Origin of the sequence: Pseudoalteromonas sp. ESRF-bin5, assembly GCF_002632075.1 — a bacterium.
GTDB lineage: Bacteria > Pseudomonadota > Gammaproteobacteria > Enterobacterales > Alteromonadaceae > Pseudoalteromonas > Pseudoalteromonas marina.
On sequence record NZ_NTLW01000324.1, the window covers coordinates 1 to 1257 of the forward strand.

The 1257-nt window shown below is 40.0% G+C and carries 1 rRNA gene and 1 pseudogene; both read right to left on the reverse strand.

Annotated elements, in window-relative coordinates:
• Positions 1-446 (reverse strand): annotated as a pseudogene (locus tag BCG07_RS19825) (CHAD domain-containing protein); the annotation flags it as partial.
• A 620-nt stretch (positions 447-1066) separates the two neighbouring features.
• A 5S ribosomal RNA gene (rrf, locus tag BCG07_RS19830) occupies positions 1067-1181 on the reverse strand.
• Between the last annotated feature and the right edge of the window lie 76 nt (positions 1182-1257).

Here is a 1257-nt window from a genome sequence, read left to right on the forward strand (position 1 = left end):
CCTTTTGACATATCAGCAAGCATATTGATTGGATCAGTTAAAGCGTCAGAGAACAGTGAAGGTTTTGCAGCTTCACGTAAAAGATCGATGCTGTGCAACGTATCTTCGTAAGGGGGGATTAAGTAAGTACTTTTAGTCTCTTTAAGTCGCTGTAATAAACCACTATAAAGTGCACCTTGGCGCGAAGCATCTAAAGTAATTACATCAACAACATTTGAAAGCTCTGGCTGTTGTTTTTTTAAAAGCGCACCATACTCTTTAAGTAACACAGCATTGCGTATACTGCCATTATCTAGCGCACTACCTAGCTGTGATAGCTCAGCATCCGCTTTTTTTATAGACTCTTGAATTGTTTGTTGTAGCTGCTCTTCTTTAGATTGACAACCCATAAGCACCGTAAACAAACAAAACAGGCTTATAAGTTTCCAAACTTTACTATTCGACATTCATGTCACCTGATTTACTAAATTAACACAGCTAGTCTTACACAGGTCACTTAGTAAGCCAAGAATGAAATTGCAACAAAATGAGAAGAGATGTAAAGAATAAAGTAGATCACAAAACTCAGTAGTCAAAGGTAAAAAGTTTATGATCTAGACACGGGATAAAATTGACTTAACCTTACGTTGGTTGGCATTTTTGATGGAGATGATATTAGTTTGGTTCTTTATTTTATCCAAGAAAGTAAAAAAACCGTCACACTGCTGTAACAGGTCTCTATTATTTGAGCCTGTTAATGTCATGGTGCCCACAGCGGTAGAGAGTCACATAGCACATGGGATACTATCATTGGTTGGGGCTCGCCTTCGCGCTGTTTTGTGTCGCTACTGAGTTCGGCATGGCCTCTTGGCTATTTACTAAACCCCAGACAGCAAAAAATCCGTTACATTGATTGAGCGGGTTTTTCTTATGTGAAGTCGGTGCGCTAGTAATAACCAACGCGCTGTCCACAAAGAGGCGCTTCGCTCAACAGACGCGACGCTTTAGAGAATGGAATGCTGAAGATTACTTTTCTGCAGACGTAAAAAAGCCCGACTATTGCTAGTCGGGCTTTCTACAATTTGAAGCCTGGTAATGTCCTACTTTCACATAGCAAATGCTACACTATCATCGGCGCTGTTTCGTTTCACTACTGAGTTCGGCATGGAATCAGGTGGGTCCAAAACGCTATTGTCACCAAGCAAATTTGGGCGTTAATCCGTATTCCTACGCACTAACTGAATTTGGAAAATATCTGATAATATTTTTTAAGTCTTT